A 17,277-nucleotide genomic window follows, 5' to 3' on the forward strand; every position below is an offset into this window, starting at 1 on the left:
GATCGCTGCCGCCGCCAAACTGCCGCAAACCCACGACAGTTGCCAACCCCGCCGAAACCCGCCCAGCTAATGTGAGATAAATCACTCTTGGTATCTGAAGTTGCTCGAACCACTCACAGCAATATCCACAATGACGCGAGGCCCCACCGAAAACTCCAGCAAGTACACGCGCGTCTTAGCCGCCAAGGCACCCTGGACCCAGCAAGGCCTTGAGGTCGCCCATCAACGCCGACGACGGCGTCACCCTCAGGGTCTGATCGAGCTCGAGGGTTGTGATCCGGTCGCCACTGATCAATCGGAGGTGCACCTGCGAGGTGCCTGGGTGGTTGGCCAGCACGGCTTTGAGCGCCGTCACCTTGTCGGGCGTGCACTGCCGCGTGGGCAGGCTGACCGCCAGCGGACGGTCGGCCTGGGCACTGGAAAAGTCCGGCACCACGAGATCGCTGGCGAAGATGGATACCCGGTCCTCCTCGACGCGCGCCTTGCCGCTGACCAGGACGATGGCGTCGTCGGTGATGTCCGCCCCGAACACCGCATATGTCTTCGGGAAGAAGTTCACGGTGATGGAACCGTTCAGGTCTTCCAGCTGAGCTGAGGCCCAAGGCAGGCCCTGCTTGTTGACCCGTCGGACTACAGAGGCCAGAATGCCGCCGATTCTGACCTGGGAGTCGTTGGCGACATCCCCCTCTAGGATCGCCGGAATCTGCGTGTCGACCTGCGTGGCCAACAGGTGAGCGACGCCGTTGAGCGGGTGGCCGGACACATAGAGCCCCAGCATCTCGCGCTCCAGCGCCAGCTTGTGCTTGTCGTCCCATTCGTCCTCGGGCACCCGAATAGTGAACGCGGATTCGCCTGGCTCGCCACCGCCGGCGTCACCGAACAGGTCGAACTGACCCATTGCCTCGGCTTTCTTGGTGCCGAGCACCGAGTCGACCGCGTCGGCATGAATCAGGAACAGGCCCTTGCGGGCATGGCCCAGCGAGTCGAACGCTCCGGCTTTGACCAAAGATTCGGTGACCTTCTTATTGCAGGCCGTGATATCGATCTTGTTCAGGTAGTCGGAGAAGTCGGTGTACTTCCCCTTCTCGGTACGGCCCGCGATGATCGACTGCACCACGTTGGCGCCGACATTGCGCACACCGCCCATCCCGTACCGGATGTCCGGCCCGACTGAGGCGAAGTTGTGCACCGACTCGTTGATGTCCGGTGGCAGCACGGTGATGCCCAGGCGCCGGCAGTCGGCCAGATACACCGCGGCCTTGTCTTTGTCGTCACCGACGGAGGTGAGCAGCCCGGCCATGTACTCGGCCGGGTAGTTGGCCTTGAGGTAGGCGGTCCAGAACGACACCAGGCCGTAGCCGGCCGCGTGCGATTTGTTGAACGCGTACCCCGCGAACGGAAGAATGGTGTCCCACAAGGCTTTCACCGCCGCCTCGGAGAAGCCGTTGGCCGTCATGCCCTCGTAGAAGCCCTTGTACTCGGCCTCGAGTACCTCAAGCTTCTTCTTACCCATGGCTTTTCGCAGCGCATCGGCCTTACCCATGGTGTAGGAGGCGACCTTCTGCGCGATGAACATGATCTGCTCTTGGTAGACGATCAGGCCGTAGGTCTCGGCCAGGATGTCCTTGAGTGGCTCTTCCAACTCGGGGTGGATGGGCTTGATGGGCTGGCGGCCGTTCTTGCGATCGGCGTAGTCGTTGTGGGCGTTCATGCCCATGGGGCCGGGCCGGTACAGCGCCAGCACCGCCACAATGTCATTGAAGCCGGTGGGCTGCATGCGGCGTAGCAGGTCGCGCATCGGGCCGCCGTCGAGCTGGAAGACGCCCAAAGTGTCACCGCGGGAAAGCAGTTCGTAGGTGGCCGGGTCATCCAATGGCAGATGATCCATATCCAGATCGATGCCGCGGTTGGCCTTGATGTTCTCCAGCGCATCACCGATGACGGTCAGGTTGCGCAGGCCCAGGAAGTCCATCTTCAGCAGGCCGATGGCCTCGCACGACGGGTAGTCCCAGCCGGTGATGATGGCGCCGTCCTGGGCGCGCTTCCACATGGGGATGGCGTCGATCAGCGGCTCGGAGCTCATGATCACCGCGCAGGCGTGCACGCCGGCGTTACGGACCAGGCCCTCCAGACCGCGGGCGGTCTGGTAGATGGTGCGCACATCCGGGTCGGTGTCGATCAGAGTGCGGACCTCGGCGGCTTCCTTGTACCGCTCGTGCTCCGCGTCGGTGATGCCGGACAGCGGAATGTCCTTGGCCATGATGGGCGGAGGCAACGCCTTGGTGATGCGGTCGGCGATGGCAAAACCCGGTTGGCCGTAGTGGACGCGGGCCGAATCCTTCAGTGCCGCTTTGGTTTTAATGGTACCGAAGGTGATGACCTGGGCGACCCGGTCGCTACCCCACTTCTCGCTGGCGTAGCGCACCATCTCACCGCGGCGGCGGTCGTCGAAGTCGATATCGATATCGGGCGCGGACGGTCGCTCGGGGTTCAGGAACCGTTCGAACAGCAGGCCGTGCGGCAGCGGGTCGATGTTGGTGATGCCCATGGCGTAGGCGACCAGTGATCCGGCGGCCGAACCACGGCCCGGCCCGACCCGGATGCCGATGGACTGGGCGTGGTTGATCAGGTCGGCCACGATCAGGAAGTAGGACGGGAAGCCCTTCTCCAGGATGACGCCGATCTCATAGGCGGCCCGGTCGAAGTACTTCTGGGGCACGCCGTCGGGGAACCGACGATGCAAGCCCGCGTCGACCTCATGACGCAGCCACGACGCCTCGTCGTGGCCCTCGGGGCACGGGAAGATGGGCATGCGGTCGCGCGGCGCCCAGACGTCTTCGTAGGACTGGACCCGCTCGGCGATCAACAGCGTCGAATCGCAGGCGCCGGGCACCTGGTTGTCCCACAGGGCCCGCATGTCGGCGGCGGACTTCAGGTAGTAGCCGTCACCGTCGAACTTGAAGCGCGTCGGGTCCGAGAGAGTCTTTCCGGTCTGCACGCACAGCAACGCCTCGTGGTTGTGCGAGGCCTCGCGGGTGACGTAGTGACAGTCATTGGTGGCCAATGGCGGGATGCCGAGCTGCTTGCCGATCTCGAGCAGACCTTCGCGGACCCGGCGCTCGATCTCGATGCCGTGGTCCATCAACTCCAGGAAGAAGTTGTCCTTGCCGAAGATGTCCTGCCACTTGGCGGCGGCCTCCAGGGCCTCGGCTTCATGGCCCAGGCGCAGCCGCGTCTGCACCTCGCCCGATGGGCAGCCGGTGGTGGCGATGATGCCGGCCGAGTGCTCGGCGATGATCTCGGCGTCCATCCGGGGCCACTTGCCCAGCTGGCCCTCGAACGAGGCCAACGACGACAGCTTGAACAGGTTGCGCAGACCGGTCGCGTTCTCGGCGACCATGGTCATGTGGGTGTAGGAACCGCTGCCGGAGACGTCGTCACTCTTCTGGCTGGGGTCACCCCAGGTGACACGCTTCGTGTTGAACCGGGACGCGGGCGCGATATAAGCCTCGATGCCGATGATCGGCTTGATGCCCTCTTTGGTGGCGGTGTTGTAGAACTCGCTGGCGCCGAACATGTTTCCGTGGTCGGTCATGCCGATGGCCGGCATTCCCAACCGCAGGGCCTCGGTGATCATCGGCTTGACCTTCGCGGCACCGTCCAGCATCGAGTACTCGGTGTGGTTGTGCAGGTGCACGAACGAGGAGTTCGGGGAGCTCACACGTACCTTTCGTACCTAGCCGTGATTTGACCGACGACCGAGGCTCGATCGCTTGGAGATGCCAGTCTAGGTCGTGGGTATGACAGCCCCGGGCGTGTCGAGCGTGTGTCGGCGTGCGCATCCGGCAACCGGCTGCACAGCTGTCACTGCCGCCACCGTAGTAGCCGGCCGGGGCCGCACATGTCGCGCCGCGCGAAGCGGGCGCAGCATCAGGAACCGGCGTCAGTCGGGTGGGCAGGTGACGGCGATGGTGAACTTCATCATGTGATTCGGCCCGTTGTTGTAAAAGCCGGTGCCTTCGCCTTCGACCCGATAGGCGTTGCCGGTCCGAGTCGCTGTCGCATGGCCGGCAACCTTGCCGTCGTCGAAAACCATCTGGAAGCCCTCGGTGAATATGTCGACGGTCTTCACGTTCAGTGAGACTCCCAATCTCGGCGTTCTCGGCACTTCCAATGCCGCCGAAAGTTATCGTGCCACCGCGCCACCGGTCGCCAGATTATCGGCTCTGGACACAACGGCAGTACCGGAGCCGTGGCAGTCAGGCGGCCGATGGCGTACTCGGCGGTCAACGCTACCAAGGCAATTCGTCGTCATCACGCACGCTGCGGTACCGCACTGCGCTGTCCCCGGAGTACGGCATCGACCGTCATCACCAACAGCGCCAGCCAGATCAGCGCAAATCCGACCCAGCGCGCCGCCGGCATCGGTTCGTGGCCGACGAACACGCCCCAGGCCATCTGCAACGCCGGCGTCAGGTACTGCAACAGGCCGATGGTGACCAACGGAAGACGTTGGGCCGCACCGGCAAACATCAGCAGCGGTACCGCAGTAATCGGTCCGCACAACATCATCAACATCGCGTGGCCGGGTCCATGCCCCGTGAACGTGGACTGTCCGGCGATGGTGAGAAAGATCAGGTAGCCCAACGCGAATGGCGCGGCCAACCCGGCCTCGATGCTGACACTGAGCAGCGGGGCCGCCGGGACCACCTTCTTGACCGCGCCGTACAGCCCGAACGATGCTGCCAGCACCAGCCCGATCACCGGCAGCGAACCTGACTTGACCGCAAGCACCAGGACCGCGGCAGCCGCGATGGCCAGCGCCGTCATCTGGGCTCGGTTGAGCCGCTCACCGAACAGCGCCACCCCCAAGGCCACACTGACAAGTGGATTGATGAAATAGCCCAGCGCGGCATCGACCACGTGGCCATTGGTGACTGCGTAGATGTAGACGCCCCAGTTCACCGAGATCAACGCGGCGGCGCACACCAGCAACACCCAGGTGCGGCCGGTGAGTCGCCTGAGGTCACCCAACTGGCGGGCGACCGCAAGCACCACCAGCATCAGCAGCAACGTCCACACGATCCGATGGGCCAGCACCTCGAGCGCACCCGCCGGCTTGAGCAGCGGGAAGAAAGCCGGGAACAGCCCCCACGATCCATAGGCGCCCAAGCCCAGCAGCAAGCCCCGGTTATCCGTGCGAGCCGCGGTGGCGGTCACTGACGGCGCAGCACATCAAGGGCGTGCTGCAGGTCCGGTGGGTACTCGCTGGTGATCTCGATCCAGCGGCCATCGGCCGGATGGGCGAACGCCAACGACCGGGCATGCAGCCATTGCCTTTCCAGCCCAAGCCTTTTGGCCAGTTTGGGGTCGGCGCCGTAGGTCAGGTCACCGCAGCATGGATGGTGCAGCGCCGAGAAATGCACTCGGATCTGGTGCGTCCGCCCGGTTTCCAGGTGGACGTCCAGCAGGCTGGCGGCAACGAATGCTTCGACGGTGTCGTAGTGGGTGATGCTGTGTCGACCGCCCTCGGTGACCGCGAACTTCCAGTCGTTGCTGCGGTGGCGGCCGATGGGGGCATCGATGGTGCCGCTGGACGGGTCCGGATGCCCTTGCACCAGGGCGTGGTAGCGCTTGTCCACGGTGCGGTGTTTGAAGGCCCGCTTGAGAACCGTGTACGCGCGCTCGGACAGTGCCACCACCATGACTCCGGACGTGCCGACATCGAGCCGATGCACGATGCCCTGCCGCTCGTGGATGCCTGAGGTGCTGATCCGGAAGCCGGCAGCGGCCAGGCCGCCGAGAACTGTCGGACCGGTCCAGCCCACCGAGGCGTGCGCGGCCACCCCGGCGGGTTTGTCCACGGCCACGATGTCGGCGTCCGAGTACAGGATGGCCATGCCCTCAATTTCCTCGGGCGTGTTCTCCACCGGCGCCGGAGCCTCGGGTAACCGGACCTCCAGCCAGGAACCGGCCACCAACTTGTCGGACTTGGCGACCGCCACTCCGTCGACGTCGACGCCGCCGTCCTCGGCGATCGCCGCCACCGCGGTACGGGACAAGCCCAGTAGACGCGACAAGCCCGCGTCCACACGCATTCCGGACAACCCCTCCGGGACGGGCATCGAACGAGTCGTCATCGGTCGGATTCGGCCTCATCAGGAGCGGCCACCGACTGGTCGTCGGCGTCAGTCTCGGCTTCCGGCTTGCTCTCGGTCTCAGCCTCAGGCTCAGCTGCTGCCTCGGTATTGGCCCTGGCGGGCGGTACTTCTGTTGGTTCCCGCCGGGTCTCTGTGTCGAAGTCATAGCCGAATACGGAAAGGACCACCAGGAGGACAGCGCCGCCGACGACAGCCGAGTCTGCGACGTTGAACACCGGCCACCAGCCGACCGACAGGAAATCCACCACGTGGCCGCGCAGCGGCGCAGGTGACCGGAAGAACCGGTCGACCAGGTTGCCGAGGGCGCCGCCCAAGATCATGCCCAGGCCCAGGGCCCACCACGGCGATACCAGTCGGCGTCCCATCCAGAAGATGCCGACGACCACGCCCGTTGCGACCACGGTCAGCACCCAGGTGTAGCCGGTAGCCATCGAGAAGGCTGCGCCGGAATTGCGGACGAGTGTCCAAGTGATGGTGTCACCGACGATCTGCACCGGTCTGCCCGGCGTCAGCAGATTCACCGCCAGCACCTTGGTCACGATGTCGACCATCAGAACCACTGCGGCGACGGCCAAGAGCAGGCGCAACCGTCGCTTCCGGCCCGGCTGCCGGGCGTCCTGCGCCCCGGTGGCTGGGTCGTCGGCCGTCACCGTCTGCTCCTTGGATTCGTCCGTCACTCCACCATCATCCCAAAGTCGTGGTGAGGAACAATCTGGGCATGAAGATGAGCGAGGAGCCGGAGGCGCATCGGGCATGAAGACCAGCGAGGAGCCGGAGGCGGATCGCGCATGAAAAGGGTCGTCGTCATCGGGACCGGGGGCACCATCGCCACCAGCACTGATGATCAGGGGGTGGCCCGTCCGACACGCAGCGCCGCGGACCTGGTCGGTGCGCACAGCGCTGAGGTCCGCCTGGAGACCGTCGACCTGATGAGCGTGGACAGTTCGGAATTGACCCCGGCCGACTGGGACCGGATGGCCGATGCGGTGCATGCGGCGGCCGGCGCCGACGGGATCGTCATCACCCACGGCACCGACACCATGGAGGAGACCGCGCTGTGGCTCGACGCCACCTACTCCGGGGCGGCCCCGGTGGTGCTGACCGGGGCAATGCGGAGCAGCGACGCCCCGGATGCCGACGGGCCGCAGAACGTGCGGGACGCCATCGCCGTGGCCGCTAGTCCGTCAGCCCGTGATCTGGGTGCCGTGGTGTGCATGGCCGGAGTGCTCTGGCAGCCCCTGGGTATGACCAAGATGGGGACCGGGCTGGTTGGCACCGAGATCGGGGTTGTCCGGGACCAGGTGTTCGTCCCGGAATCCGTCAAGCGTCGTCCGGCGCTGGGTGTGCTGTCGGCCTGTGCCGCGCCACGGGTGGACATCGTGGCGATCTACGCCGGCAGTGACGCGGTGGCTCTGGACGCGTTCGTGGCTGCGGGCGCCGGCGGCATCGTGCTGGAGGCGTTAGGTGCTGGAAACGCGGGAACCGCTGTGCAACAAGGGGTTCAACGGGCGTACGCGGCGGGTGTCGCGGTGGTAATCGCCACCCGGGTGCCTGGAGCGCGGGTAACGGCCGGCTACGGCCCGGGCCGAGCGCTGGTGGATGCGGGCGCGGTATCCGCCGGTGGGCTGCGGGCGTCCCAGGCTCGAGTGCTGCTGATGGCGGCGCTGGCCGCGGATGTTCCCGTCTCCGACGTTTTCGCCGAATGGGCTTGATCAGTCCGGTATTTCGGCCTCGGTGTCGCCGGGTAGCGCAGCCAGATAGTCCTGCCAATCCAGGCTGTCGACCGGATCGGCTCGGGTGATCAGCGGATCGTCGGAAGTCACGGTGCGGGCAATGCCGGGTCCGCTTGCGCGGGTCTCGAACCGGACTGTCATGACTCCGTGGCCGGCGCCCTGAACCCAGCCGTGACCGTGCTCAGGGTGGGTGACGTCATCGCCGATCCGCCACGGTGCGGCGTCGCTGGACGGCGTCGCGGCTGGGCCACCATCGGCCACGGGTGCGGGCTCGTCGATGAGTTCCAAATCGGGGAACAGAGACTCCTGCTGCACTTCGGTCAGGCCTGAAAAGCCAACGCCGACAAGGCGAATCGGGCCGACCTCAATGGGGTCGAGGAGCAGTCGCCGCGCTGTGGCGAGCAAGGTCGGCGGGTCGGTGGTGGCGTACGGCAAGGTAGCCGAACGGGTCAGCGTGCCCATGTCGGATTTCTTGAGCTTGACGGTGACGGTTCGGGCTCCGCGGCCGTCGCGCAGCAGTCGCCGGTGCGCATGCTCGGCGATGGGGGCGATGCTGTCGTGCAGTTGTGCCAAGGTGGTCAGATCGGTCTGGAATGTCGACTCCGCGCTGATCTGCTTGGCCTCGGCCCGCTCTTGCACCGGCCGGTCGTCGATGCCACGGGCCAGCCTATGTAAGGCCGGGCCCAGGGTCCCGCCGAGCACGTCGGCAGCCTCCGAATCAGTAAGGGCCGCAAAGGCTCCCACGGTTTCGATTCCCAGCCGGTGCAGCTTTTCTTCGGCCACCGGGCCGATCCCCCACAGTTTGCGCACCGGCAGCACTTCGAGCAACGGGCGCTCCTCGTCACGCGCGACGATCCGGACACCATCCGGTTTCGCCAGCCCTGAGGCGATCTTGGCGATCTGCTTGCCCGAACCGGCGCCGACCGATGCCACCAGACCGGTTTCGTCACGCACCTTGGCACGCAAGTCCTCGCAGAACCGTTGCACGTCAATAGAACTCGCACCAACCAGCTCGACGGGCTCGCCGAAAGCCTCATCGAAGGACAGTTGCTCGAGCACCGGCACCACCGCGCGCACGGCGTCCAGCGCCCGCCGACTGGCCACCGAATAGACCGCACCCCGCGGCGGCAGGACCACAGCGGTGGCACCAACAAGGCGTCGGGCCTGGTGCATCGGCATCGCGGATCGGGCACCGAACTTGCGGGCCTGATAGCTCGCCCCGGCCACCACCCCACGGCCGCCGAGGCCACCGACCAGGACCGGCCGATCTTTGAGGGTCGGTCGGGTCAGTTGCTCAACTGACGCGAAAAAAGCGTCCATGTCCAGATGCAGGACCCAGCGATCCACAGAGTGCAATGGTAGGTGGCTAATGTTCTGGACATGAACGACGTGCCAATTCGCGACGAGTCGATCCGGTTGGGACAGTTTCTGAAACTGGCTGGGCTGATCGACAGCGGTGCGGATGCCAAGTCGGTGATCGGTGACGGTCTTGTCCGGGTGAACGGTGAGGTGGAGACCCGACGTGGCCGGCAATTGCGGGCCGGCGACGTTGTGTCATTCGCCGGAGGCGAGGCCCGGGTGGGCTGACCGGCTTACTTGCCACCGTGCCCTCCGCTGTGGCTGTTGCCGCCCTGGCTGTGGGCGCCGCTGCCGGTCCCGCTGGCAGACCCGGTCGTGCTGTGCTGGGCCGGGCTGCCACTGTCTGTCCCGACCTTGCCGGTGGTGCGCTGGCCGCTGCTAGTGCCAGTGGTCGCGCTCCCGGTGGTCGTGGACCCAGTCGTCGTGGTGCTAGACGACTTGTCAGCCACCTGCTGGGTCGGCGTGGCCTTCGGGTCCTGCGCGCTCGTGCTGGTGGATGATCCGGACTTCAACTTGTTGAGCGCACCCGTCAGAGCGCGAACGAGACCCGTCTTCGGCGACGCCGGCGTCGTGGGCACCGAAGCAACCGGAGTTGTCGGCTTGGCGGGCGTGGGGTCCACGGCCGGGGCAGCCTGAGCGGTCGTCGTCGAACTGGAGGAGGTGACCGGTTTCTTTGGCGTCAAACCAGATTCGATCGTGGATCTCGTCCCAGCTGCACAGCTAAGGCCGAATACTCAGGCCCGGGCGATCGCGGCTCGAACGCCGTCCCCGACGTCGTTGCCGTCTGGAAGCCCGGCTTCAGCCACCACCTCAAAGCTGGTCGCCAGGATCTCCCCGGCGATCAACTCGGCGTGGGTGCGTGCCCAGTCCTGCTTGTCACTGGGAACCGCCAGCGTGACGCTGATCCGATCCGAGACGTCGAGGCCACTGGACTTACGCAGGTCCTGCAACTCTCGGATGCGGTCCTTGGCCCAGCCTTCGGCCTCCAATTCGGGCGTCACGGTGGCATCGAGCACCACCAAGCCGGCACCGTCGGGCAACGCCGCGGTGTAATCCGGATCGGCGGCCACAAGTTTCGAGCTGTACTCCTCCGGCAACAGCACCGCCGGCCCGGCGGTCAGGGTGCCGTCGGCGTTGAGCACGCCCTCCCCTGCCTTGACCGCCTTGATAGCCGCCTGCACATCCTTGCCGATCCGCGGCCCGGCGGCCTTGGCGTTGACGGTCAGCTCGAACCGGCCGTAGACGTCGATGTCGTCGGTGAGTTCGACGGCCTTGACGTTCAACTCGTCGGCGATCAGGTCGGCGAACGGCCGCAATGCCTCCGGATTGTTCACCGCCACAGTCAGTTTCGGCAGCGGCAGCCGTACTCGCAGCTTCTTGGCCTTGCGCAACGAGGAGCCCGACGAGCACACCTCGCGCACCTCGTCCATCGCAGCGACCAACTCGGGGTCCGCCGGCAGCAGACCGGCTTCGGGCCAGTCGGTCAGGTGCACCGAACGCTCATCGGTCAGCCCACGCCAGATCACCTCGGTGGTCAGCGGCAGCAACGGCGCGGCCAACCGGCAGGTCACCTCGAGCACGGTGTGCAGGGTGTCGATGGCGTCCGCATCCTCTTCCCAGAATCGCGAACGCGACCGTCGCACATACCAATTGGTCAACGCCTCGGCAAACTGCCGAAGCTGCTCGCACGCGCCGGAGACATCGCACTCATCCAGAGCCGTGGTGAGTGTGTCGCGTAGGTCGGCCAGCTTGGCCAGGATGTAGCGATCCAGCACGTTCTGAGAGTCGGTGCGAAACTTGCCTTTTTCCGGCGCGTAGAGCGCCAGGAAGCTGTAGGCGTTCCACACCGGCAGCAGCACCTGACGCACCCCGTCGCGGATGCCCTGCTCGGTGACGATCAGGTTGCCGCCGCGCAGAATCGGCGAGGCCATGAGGAACCAACGCATGGCATCGGAGCCGTCACGGTCGAACACCTCGGACACATCCGGGTAGTTTCGCAGCGACTTGCTCATCTTCTGGCCATCGTTACCGAGCACAATGCCGTGTGACACACACGTTTTGAACGCCGGCCGGTCGAACAGCGCGGCGGACAGCACGTGCATCATGTAGAACCAGCCGCGGGTCTGGCCGATGTATTCGACGATGAAGTCGGCAGGGAAATGCGACTCGAACCATTCCGCGTTCTCGAACGGGTAATGCACCTGCGCGTACGGCATGGAGCCGGAGTCGAACCAGACGTCGAACACGTCCTCGATCCGGCGCATGGTGGACTTGCCGGTCGGGTCATCGGGATTGGGACGGGTCAGCTCGTCGATGACCGGCCGGTGCAGGTTGTCCGGGCGCACACCGAAGTCGCGCTCGAGTTCGTCGAGACTGCCGTACACATCAACGCGCGGATAGGCCGGGTCGTCGGACTTCCACACCGGGATCGGACTGCCCCAGTAGCGATTTCGCGAGATAGACCAGTCCCGGGCATTTGACAGCCACTTGCCGAACTGGCCGTCCTTGACGTGTTCGGGATACCAGGTGATCTGCTGATTGAGCTCGACCATCCGGTCCCGGAACTCGGTGACCTTGACGAACCACGACGACACCGCCCGGTAGATCAACGGGTTGCGGCAGCGCCAGCAGTGCGGATACGAGTGGTCGTAGGTCTCCTGGCGCAGCAGCACCGCGCCGTTGACTCCCGCGGAACCGGTGCCGTTCTTGAGGTCTCGGATGATCTGCGGGTTGGCCTCGAAGACCTGCTGCCCCTGGTAGTCCCGCACGGTCGCATCGAAGCGCCCCCGGGAATCGACCGGGGTGACCGCGACGATGCCCGCGGTGTCACAGGTGGCCTTGTCGTCCTCGCCGTAGGCCGGTGCCATGTGGACGATGCCGGTGCCGTCCTCGGTGGTGACGAAGTCGCCCTGCAGCACCTGAAATGCGTTATCCGCCTGATCGGTATCGACGAAATACGGGAACGGTGGCAGGTAGCGCGTGCCCAGCAGTTCGGCTCCCAGGCAGCTCCCGACAACCACCGGCTCCTCACCGAACTCGCGGACATAGGCCGCCAGCCGCGCCTCGGCCAGCACGTACTTGTGCTCGTCGGGGCCCACGACCTGAAGGTAGGTGACCTCAGGGTTGACTGCGACGGCCTGATTCGACGGCAGGGTCCACGGCGTGGTGGTCCACACCAGCAGGTACGAGCCCGCCATCGGCCCGTCGACCGCCCGGAAGCCCACGGTCAGCGCCGGGTCCTGACGGCTCTGGTAGACGTCGTCGTCCATCCGCAGCTCATGGTTCGACAGCGGCGTCTCGTCGTTCCAGCAGTACGGCAGCACCCGGTTGCCCTCGTAGGCAAGTCCCTTGTCCCACAACTGTTTGAACGCCCAGATCACCGATTCCATGAACGACAGGTCCAGGGTCTTGTAGTCGTTGTCGAAGTCGACCCAGCGGGCTTGACGGGTGACGTACGACCGCCACTCGTTCGCGTACTTCATCACCGAGGCGCGACAAGCATCGTTGAAGGCGCCGATGCCCATGGCCTCGATCTGCGCCTTGTCGGTGATGTCGAGTTGCCGCTGCACCTCGAGTTCGGCGGGCAGACCATGGGTGTCCCAGCCGAAGCGGCGCTCGACCTTGTAGCCGCGCATGGTCCGGTACCTCGGAACGATGTCCTTGACGTAACCGGTCAACAGGTGGCCGTAGTGCGGCAAGCCGTTTGCGAAGGGCGGGCCGTCGTAGAAGACGTACTCCTCGGCGCCGTCCCGCTGCGCGATGCTGGCCCGGAAGGTGTCGTCGGCAGCCCAGTAGTCCAGCACCTCGAGTTCGAGGGCGGGAAAGTTGGGGGCGCCACTGGCCGGCTTCGGGTAGGCGGTCACGTCAGTCGTCTCCTGTGCCACGGTTCGTTCCAGGCACGGGGACGACAATCTCGCGTCTAACGCGAGCGCCGCGGTACCACCCCGCTTGCGCACGCCCGAGTTGGGTGCACACCGCTCAATTCTGGGCTATGACGGACCCAACCCGTTCGGTTCTAATGAGCCGGCTCAACGCACGACCGTTCTTCCAAAAGCTCCCCGGTGATGGCCGGATCGATGCAGATGACGGAGATTCTACCGCGACGCGGGCGTTGCCTCGGTGGACAGCTCGATCAGCGCGAGCGGGAACTGCTCGGCGAGCTCCTCAACGGTGTACGAATCGACCCGCCGTACATCGAACCACCAGTCCAGCTGCAGAACGCCGTCGCAGCGGTAGCCACGCAACTCCACGGCGTGGGCGGCACCTGGATGATCGTCGCCGATCGGGGTGGTGCCATAGCTGAACAAGACATCGCAGTCGCCGGTGAGATCGGCGTCCGCGGCGGCCAATGCCTGACCGACTGCTGCCAGCATGTCGGTGGCGTCGAGTTCGGCAGCCGAAACGCAGTGCAGCTGAACCCGCTGGACGGCCGCCAACCAACTGCCTGCGCGCTCATTGGCCACCGTGATGTCCACATACGCCTGGCCGGCTCCGAGCACGCGCTCCATGGCCCGCGCCAAGGCCGCGACCAAGATGGCCTCAACATCGACCAGCAGGTACTCTGCAGCGCCGTCGAGCTCGTCTGTTAATTCCGATGACAACGATATGGCGAACCTCTCCATGTTCGCGGGCGCAGCGGCACCACTGCCAGCCAACTGGTGGTCGTTGTGGGTGACGGTAACGGGGGTGTTGTGCGGCCCTACTGAACCGATCTCCCCTGCATACGCGAGAAACATGTGCACGACCGTACCGCAGATTCCCACAATTGGGACACTGATCCCAAGATCATGACGACGGTGTCAATTACGGGTGAAACTGGCGTAACTATGGTTGCTAGCAACCGCGCTGGGAACCAGCTATCGTGACAGCGTGCCCCGGACCGACCAAAACGGCAGACAGCTCAAAGCCCTGCTCGACTACATCTTCGACGGCGATGTAGAGGCCCGTGAGATATATCACGCGCTGGGCACATCCAGCAGCACTTACTACCGCCGCATCAAAGAGGCGGACTATCCCAACGCTGAAGAACTACGTCTGGTCGCCGACCGATTCCAGCTCAGCTACCCGGATCTGCAAATACGGTTCGGGCTGATGAGCCATGACGAAGTCGTGAATTACATGCAATCCGCACCGCTCGCCGTGGCGACCGCCGCTACGGTGATCCCGCGACGGGCCACCAGGCTGTCCGAGATGACCCGGCGTAGTGACGCTCCGTCCCTGTAAGGCTGCTCCATGGCTCTGACCTTTCTCATCGCGATCACCCTCGCCTGCATGGCGTGGAGCTTGTGGATCCGACGGATCACCTGGTCGTGCCGCTGGGAAGTCGCAGCGACCCTCAACATCGCACTTCAGGCCGCCGCCATCGCGCTGATGTCGCCTTTCGCCGCCAACACCATCGGACGGTGGATTCACTCGCTGACCGGCGTGTGGAACCTGCAGGCCTACATCGGACACGACTGCTACATCGTGGCGGCGTCGGCCATCGTCTACAACGTCCTGGGCCGGTTGGCCGACGACGACGCCATGCAGCGGATGTTCACGCAGTATGTCGAGCGCCCGGCCACGCTATGCATCCCGATCCTGCTCGCACTGTTCTCGATGAGCGTCGCCGGCCGCGAGTACTCCCCAGACCTGTTCACCCTGCCGACCGACGCCTGGCTGGCCGCCTATTGGCTGGTGCTCTGCAGCACCTTGACCTACCTGCTGATCTACGGCGCCCGTGCGTTACTGGTGCTGCGCAAGGACCCGGCGTCACGACGGATCGCCAACATCTACCTGTTCGCCTCAGCGAGCGGGGTTGCAGCGTGCGCAGTGAGGATCACAACCTCCCTGATCCCGGCACTACAACCGCTCGAGAACGGCCGGTTGGTGTGGGTCTTGGCGTGCATGTGCGGAGGGGTATTCGCCATCGCCTCGGCGCAATCCTGGCTGAGCAAAGCCAGGTGGTTCACCCGCGCCGGTCGCTGAGTTCGTCAGCATCTGCCACCGTTCGCGGAAGTTTGGACCCTCGGCACCATCAGCTTTGAAATCTGACTTCAGGATGAAGTTCGGTCAAACAGCCACCACATCCGCTTGCAGTTGCTAGCAATCGCTTGCTCGCAAACGCTGAAACGCGGTCCAGCAAACTCCACATCGCTCACAGGCAATATTCAGCTATTGTTTGCTTGTGATCAACATCACACCCACTGAATGGGTGTACCGGTGGTTACACCTGGGGCCGTACCCGTAATGGCACGCGAAATGCTGAACGAGCCGTCGCGAGGCATTCGCGCGACGACATAACTCTGCGCGGCCGCGGGTAGGCAGGCGCACTACGTGACTGCGTCGGATCAGAAGCTGTATCGCAGCACCATGGTTCGCACGAACCGCGACAGCCTGGCACTGCGTGCGGCCACCCGAGATGTCAAACGCCCGAGCGGCGAAAGCTCGGCGAACCCAGGCGAGCGAGTTAGAAAAATCTCTACGACCAGGGTCAGGACCCGTAGGTCGTTGAATTCTGGGTTGATCATTGCTTTCACAATCGGCGCCATCACCGCGCTGTGTCGGAACAACTACAGCGCATACGTCGAATAGGCGTTGAGCGACAGCTCACCCGATTGACGACGATCCACCAGGCGTCGCAGCAGGTCTACCAAATCGCGTTGCTTCAGGAACGCTGCCAACCCGTCGATGACGAGCGCCGTCGGCTGGTTGGCCGGGATGTCGGTCAGCCACCCAGGATGGGTAAGGTCCGCTGCGACGGCTAACCCGCGACCGGCGCCGCTTCGTCGAATCGGGCACCCAAGTCGGCCACCGAGCGGTAGCCGTTGGTCCGGGCCAGCGCGGCCCCGCGACGCACCATCGCCGCGGTTGCCACGAAGCCTGCCTGGTCGGCTACAACGAACGGAGTCAATAGGCGGTTGTGTACAAACCCGAACGACAACCCGCTCTCCGGGTCCGCCCAGCCCAGCGAACCACCCAGCCCGACGTGGCCGAATCCGGGCAGCAAGCCCGGGATGGGCATCGAGTGATAACCCAGGTGGAACGACATCGGCATCACCACGGTGTGGTCCAACGCCAGGCTCGGCCGTCCGACCAGTCCGGTCGTGAGCTCCGAGGACAGGAACTGCCGGCCGCCGAGTTGACCGCCGTTGGCCAGAGCGCCGTACATCCGAGCCAGGCCGCGGGCGGTCGCCACTGCATTGGCGGCCGGAATCTCGCTGTCGAGCATGGGCGTGTCGCCCTGAACGGTGGACTTCATCCCGGGGAAGTACAGCGCGCCGAAACCTCCACTGAACTGGCTTTGCGCGGCGTACGGAGCGATCAGGTTGAACAGCGGGTTGGGCAGATTCAGTTGCGGGTGGATGATCTGCGCCGCCTTGGTCCGCGAGTCGGCGGGCGGCCGACCCAGGTGGATGCCCTCCGCGTTCAACGGCTCGGCGATCTCTTCGCGGAACAGCGTGCGCATGCCCTTGCCGGTCACCGACCGCGCCAGGCCCGACAGCAGCCAGCCGTAGGTCAGCGCGTGATAAGCCGGTTTGCCACGCAGCCGTGACGCAGGAGCTGCTGCGATGCGCTCCTCCATGCCGATGTGATCCATCATCTCGGCCTTGCTGACGCCGTTCAGGCGAGAGAGCCCGGCACGGTGCCGCATCATCTCGCGGACGGTGATGTCAGCCTTGCCGTTCGCGCCGAATGCGGTCCAGTACTCGGCGACGGGTGCGTCGTAGTCGATCAGTCCTCGGTCGGCCAGCCGATGGATCACCGTGGAGGCGATGCCCTTGGTGGCGGAAAACACCATGGCGCCGGTGTCGGCGGTCCACGGCTGCCGTCCGCGCCGGTCCGCCCAGCCGGTCCACACGTCCACAACTGGTTCGCCATCGAGGTAAACAGCAAGCGCTCCGCCGCCGAAACGATGGTGCGGGAACATGGCACTGAAGCCGCGCACCGCACAGGCGAAGTTGGGATCCGCCGCGCCATACACGCCGGATGGCAGCGCCTCGTCGCGCTGCTGAGGGGAAACCTGCGTCACACAATCCAAGTTA

General features: G+C 65.1%; 14 protein-coding genes. 5 read left to right on the plus strand and 9 right to left on the minus strand.

Features of this window, described 5'->3' with window-relative positions; translation table 11 throughout:
- Window positions 1-175: 175 nt before the first annotated feature.
- The 5 genes from dnaE to lspA form a co-directional block, all read right to left on the minus strand.
- Window positions 176-3,721 (minus strand): DNA polymerase III subunit alpha, encoded by a 3,546-nt coding sequence (dnaE, locus tag M2432_RS08790; protein ID WP_280826408.1) that lies wholly within the window; start codon window positions 3,719-3,721, stop codon window positions 176-178.
- 222 nt (window positions 3,722-3,943) lie between these two features.
- Window positions 3,944-4,132 (minus strand): lipoprotein LpqH, encoded by a 189-nt coding sequence (locus M2432_RS08795; RefSeq protein WP_280826409.1) that lies wholly within the window; start codon window positions 4,130-4,132, stop codon window positions 3,944-3,946.
- A 182-nt stretch (window positions 4,133-4,314) separates the two neighbouring features.
- Window positions 4,315-5,220, minus strand: a complete 906-nt coding sequence (gene rarD, locus M2432_RS08800) for an EamA family transporter RarD (protein ID WP_280826410.1) — start codon at window positions 5,218-5,220, stop codon at window positions 4,315-4,317.
- Window positions 5,217-6,140, minus strand: coding sequence for an RluA family pseudouridine synthase (locus tag M2432_RS08805; RefSeq protein ID WP_280826411.1), 924 nt, complete (start codon window positions 6,138-6,140; stop codon window positions 5,217-5,219). Before M2432_RS08805 ends, rarD begins: the two co-directional genes overlap by 4 nt.
- Window positions 6,137-6,811 (minus strand): signal peptidase II, encoded by a 675-nt coding sequence (gene lspA, locus M2432_RS08810; RefSeq protein ID WP_280826511.1) that lies wholly within the window; start codon window positions 6,809-6,811, stop codon window positions 6,137-6,139. Before lspA ends, M2432_RS08805 begins: the two co-directional genes overlap by 4 nt.
- A gap of 138 nt (window positions 6,812-6,949) precedes the next feature.
- Between lspA and M2432_RS08815 the strand changes: the two genes are divergently transcribed.
- Window positions 6,950-7,873 carry an asparaginase gene (locus M2432_RS08815; RefSeq protein WP_280826412.1) on the plus strand — a complete coding sequence of 308 codons (924 nt, stop codon included), beginning with the start codon at window positions 6,950-6,952 and terminating at the stop codon, window positions 7,871-7,873.
- Here M2432_RS08815 and M2432_RS08820 read toward each other — a convergent pair whose 3' ends face one another.
- Window positions 7,874-9,214, minus strand: a complete 1,341-nt coding sequence (locus M2432_RS08820; protein WP_280826512.1) for a DNA polymerase IV — start codon at window positions 9,212-9,214, stop codon at window positions 7,874-7,876. It lies immediately after the preceding gene.
- Between the two features lie 60 nt (window positions 9,215-9,274).
- Between M2432_RS08820 and M2432_RS08825 the strand changes: the two genes are divergently transcribed.
- On the plus strand, window positions 9,275-9,481 hold the full coding sequence (locus M2432_RS08825) for an RNA-binding S4 domain-containing protein (protein ID WP_280826413.1): 207 nt from the start codon (window positions 9,275-9,277) through the stop codon (window positions 9,479-9,481).
- A gap of 36 nt (window positions 9,482-9,517) precedes the next feature.
- Window positions 9,518-9,889: a hypothetical protein gene (locus tag M2432_RS08830; RefSeq protein ID WP_280826414.1), complete on the plus strand. Its 372-nt coding sequence runs from the start codon at window positions 9,518-9,520 to the stop codon at window positions 9,887-9,889.
- Between the two features lie 98 nt (window positions 9,890-9,987).
- On the opposite strand, the gene ileS is transcribed toward M2432_RS08830, so the two are convergent.
- Window positions 9,988-13,116 carry an isoleucine--tRNA ligase gene (gene ileS / locus M2432_RS08835; protein ID WP_280826415.1) on the minus strand — a complete coding sequence of 1,043 codons (3,129 nt, stop codon included), beginning with the start codon at window positions 13,114-13,116 and terminating at the stop codon, window positions 9,988-9,990.
- Between the two features lie 231 nt (window positions 13,117-13,347).
- Entirely contained in the window at window positions 13,348-13,989 is a 642-nt protein-coding gene (locus M2432_RS08840) for a hypothetical protein (protein ID WP_280826416.1), read from the minus strand.
- A gap of 133 nt (window positions 13,990-14,122) precedes the next feature.
- Here M2432_RS08840 and M2432_RS08845 point away from each other — a divergent pair, with 133 nt between their 5' ends.
- Together M2432_RS08845 and M2432_RS08850 are read left to right on the plus strand one after the other, a co-directional pair.
- Window positions 14,123-14,476 (plus strand): XRE family transcriptional regulator, encoded by a 354-nt coding sequence (locus M2432_RS08845; protein ID WP_280826417.1) that lies wholly within the window; start codon window positions 14,123-14,125, stop codon window positions 14,474-14,476.
- A 9-nt stretch (window positions 14,477-14,485) separates the two neighbouring features.
- Window positions 14,486-15,220 carry a hypothetical protein gene (locus tag M2432_RS08850; RefSeq protein ID WP_280826418.1) on the plus strand — a complete coding sequence of 245 codons (735 nt, stop codon included), beginning with the start codon at window positions 14,486-14,488 and terminating at the stop codon, window positions 15,218-15,220.
- Between the two features lie 775 nt (window positions 15,221-15,995).
- Here the strand turns inward: M2432_RS08850 and M2432_RS08855 are convergent.
- Window positions 15,996-17,264 (minus strand): serine hydrolase domain-containing protein, encoded by a 1,269-nt coding sequence (locus M2432_RS08855; RefSeq protein WP_280826419.1) that lies wholly within the window; start codon window positions 17,262-17,264, stop codon window positions 15,996-15,998.
- Between the last annotated feature and the right edge of the window lie 13 nt (window positions 17,265-17,277).

The sequence above is a fragment of the Mycobacterium sp. OTB74 genome (assembly GCF_029892685.1).
GTDB lineage: Bacteria > Actinomycetota > Actinomycetes > Mycobacteriales > Mycobacteriaceae > Mycobacterium.